The sequence below is a fragment of the Luteitalea sp. genome, from assembly GCF_044337415.1.
Taxonomy (GTDB): domain Bacteria; phylum Acidobacteriota; class Vicinamibacteria; order Vicinamibacterales; family Vicinamibacteraceae; genus Luteitalea.
In genome coordinates, this window is the sequence record NZ_JBIINP010000385.1 from 1 (window position 1) to 2,708 (window position 2,708).

Annotated in this window: 1 protein-coding gene and 1 pseudogene; one reads left to right on the forward strand and one right to left on the reverse strand. The window is 71.0% G+C overall.

Annotation, left to right across the window (positions count from 1 at the left end; translation table 11 throughout):
- Positions 1–311: pseudogene (locus ACIRDX_RS22660) on the forward strand (hypothetical protein); the annotation flags it as partial.
- An 81-nt stretch (positions 312–392) separates the two neighbouring features.
- Here the strand turns inward: ACIRDX_RS22660 and ligD are convergent.
- Positions 393–2,483 carry a DNA ligase D gene (gene ligD / locus ACIRDX_RS22665; RefSeq protein WP_396627681.1) on the reverse strand — a complete coding sequence of 697 codons (2,091 nt, stop codon included), beginning with the start codon at positions 2,481–2,483 and terminating at the stop codon, positions 393–395.
- Positions 2,484–2,708: the final 225 nt, after the last annotated feature.

A 2,708-nucleotide genomic window follows, 5' to 3' on the forward strand; every position in this document is an offset into this window, starting at 1 on the left:
CGCGCTTCTACTACGTCCACCTCTCGGCGGCGAGAGACGACGTCCACAACGGGATCTTCCTGGTGAACGACGCCGACCGGAAGCGCATCGACACGCTGTCGCAGGTCACGCCGCTGACCGATCAGCAATGGCACCGCGCCCGGCTGGTGCGCACACCGGCGACCGGGCGCCTCGAGGTGTTCGTGGATGGCGGCGCCGCGCCCATCATGGTGGCCACCGACACCACGCTGGCCTGGGGCCGCGCCGGCGTCGGCTCGTTCGACGACACCGCCGAGTTCCGCCACATCGTCGTCAGCGGCACGCCGAAATAACGCTGAACGCTTAACGCTTAACGCCTGACGCCTGACCGCGGAGCACGACGTCACAAGCCCCCAGCGCCAAGCCCCCAGGCGTCACTCGTCGCGTCCGAGCTTGTCCAGCACCGCGTGCAGGTCGGCTGGCGGGCCCTGCAGCACGGGATTCCACAGGTCGCCGGTCGCGCCGAAGCGCGCCAGCGCCGACTGCAGCGTGAAATCCTCCGGGCGCACGTCCTCGTCGAGTTCGGTCCAGTGGAGCGGCGTGGACACGCCGGCGAACTGGCTGGCGCGGGCGCTGTAGGCGCACGCCAGCGTCTTGCCCTCGATGTTCTGGAGGTAGTCGACGTACACGGTGCGGCCGCGCCGCGCGACGGCGCGCTCGACGGTGGCCGCCTTCGGATGCTGCGTCGCGATGGCCGTGGCGATGATCTGGCACAGCAACTGGCCAGACTGGTACGAGGTGCCCGGCGCGAGCGGGATGTGGATGTGCAGGCCAGACGATCCGGACGTCTTCAGCGCTGCCGGGATGTCGAGCATGGCGAGCGCCTCGTGCACCCACCGGGCCACGTCCTTCACCTGCGTGAACGGCACGCCCGGCATGGGATCGAGGTCGATGGCCACGAAGTCGGCGGTGGACGGCGTGGCGACGCGCGAGAACCAGGGATCGAGCGAGATGGCGCCGAGCTGCGCCACGTACAGCAGCGTGAGCAGCGAACCGCCGATCAGCCGCGGCGTCGGGCCCTCCTCGTCATCGTCGCCCTCCACCGTCTCCACGCGTACACCTGGCGGGACGGTATCGGGCGCCCGCTGCTGGTAGAACGCCTTGCCCAGGACGCCGTTCGGGTACCGCTTCATGACGAGCGGGCGGTCCGCGATGACCGGCAGGATCCAGGGCGCGATGCTGGCGTAGTAGCGCAGCAGGTCGCCCTTGGTCAGCCCCGAGGCCGGCCAGAAGACCTTGCGCAGGTTCGTGACGTCGAGCGGCCCTTCGGGCAGCAGGAGTGTGCCGTCGCGGCCGGCGTCTTCCAGGCCCTGTAGCTGCTCGACGAGCGCCTGCAGGGGCGTCGCGACGACGAACGTCGAGGCCGCGGGGCGCCGCAGCGGCACCGAGTCCTCGTCGGTCTGTCCGGCGGCCGGACCACACGGGTCGACGGCCTCGAGGCCGACGTCGTCGCGCAGCCCGAGATAGACCGGATGCCGCAGGCGGTTGTCGGGCGTCCACTCGCTGAAGCGGACCTCGCAGAGCAGCGACGGATTCACCCAGTGCTGCCCGCGGGCCCTGGGGGCGTCGACGAACGGGGACGTCTCTCGCGCCAGGGGGCGCAGGCGGGCGAGCAGATCCGTGATGGTCGCGTCGGTGAAGCCCGTGCCGACGTTGCCGGCATAGCAGAGCGTCGCGTCGCTCCCCCGCGCTGGCCTCGCCGGCTTGCCGCGTGCATCGACGGGACTGCCGACCATGAGGGCGCCGAACCCCGCGCGCGTGCCCTTCGGGTCGGTCCAGCCGCCGATCAGCAGCGTGGCGCGCTTGTGCAGCTTCACCTTGCGCCACGTCCGCGATCGCACGCCGGACAGGTACGGCGCATCGGCGTCCTTGACGATCAGGCCCTCCCAGCCCTCGCGCTCCGCCTGGGCCAGCACCCGCTCCCCGTCGCCGGTCGTGAACCCGCCCTCGCGCAGTCGCTCGCTGGTGCGCACGTGCAGCAGGTGCTCGAGGCGTGCCCGCCTGGCCGCGAGGGGCAGGGGGCGGAGGTCGTCCGTCCCCTCGCGCAGCAGGTCGAACACCACCAGCGCCGTCGGCGCCGTGGCCGCGCGCGCCTCGATGTCGCGCGCGCCTTTCAGGTGCATCCGCGACTGCAACGCCGTGAACGATGTGGGGCGCCCTCGCCCGTCGAGGGCCACGATCTCGCCGTCGAGCACCACGGGGCCCGTCACCGCGGCGGCCAGTTCACGCAGGGCCTTGACGATGTCGGGGAACTGGGCGGCCTTGTCGTTGCCGTTGCGGGAGTACAGGGCGACCCGCGCCACCGGGTGCGCCGGTTCGATGACGACGATGGCGCGGATGCCGTCGAACTTCTGCTCGTAGACGAGCGATGAACTCGACAGGGGCAGCGCGTCCAATGCGCAGGGGGTCGCCAGCATCGGCGCCGGGGGCGTCGTCTCCTGCCAGAGCTGGACCGTCCGGGCCATGAGGCGTAATCATCGAGGCGTCATCGACCGATAGCAAGGATCCGGGTGCCGGGTATCGGGTATCGGGTATCGGGTATCGGGTATCGGGTAGCGGGTAGCGGGTAGCGGGTAGCGGTAGCGGTAGCGGTAGCGGGGACCGCTGGGGGCAGCAGGCTGGTCCCACGGGCGTGCGGTTTGCGGAGGGGGAAGAGTCATGGCAGCACGTGCGACCTGGAAGGGACATCT

What these genes read in the sequence shown, in the direction of transcription:
- ligD (WP_396627681.1), bottom strand. Translation starts at nt 2,483, where the DNA reads ATGGCCCGGACGGTCCAGCTCTGGCAGGAGACGACGCCCCCGGCGCCG.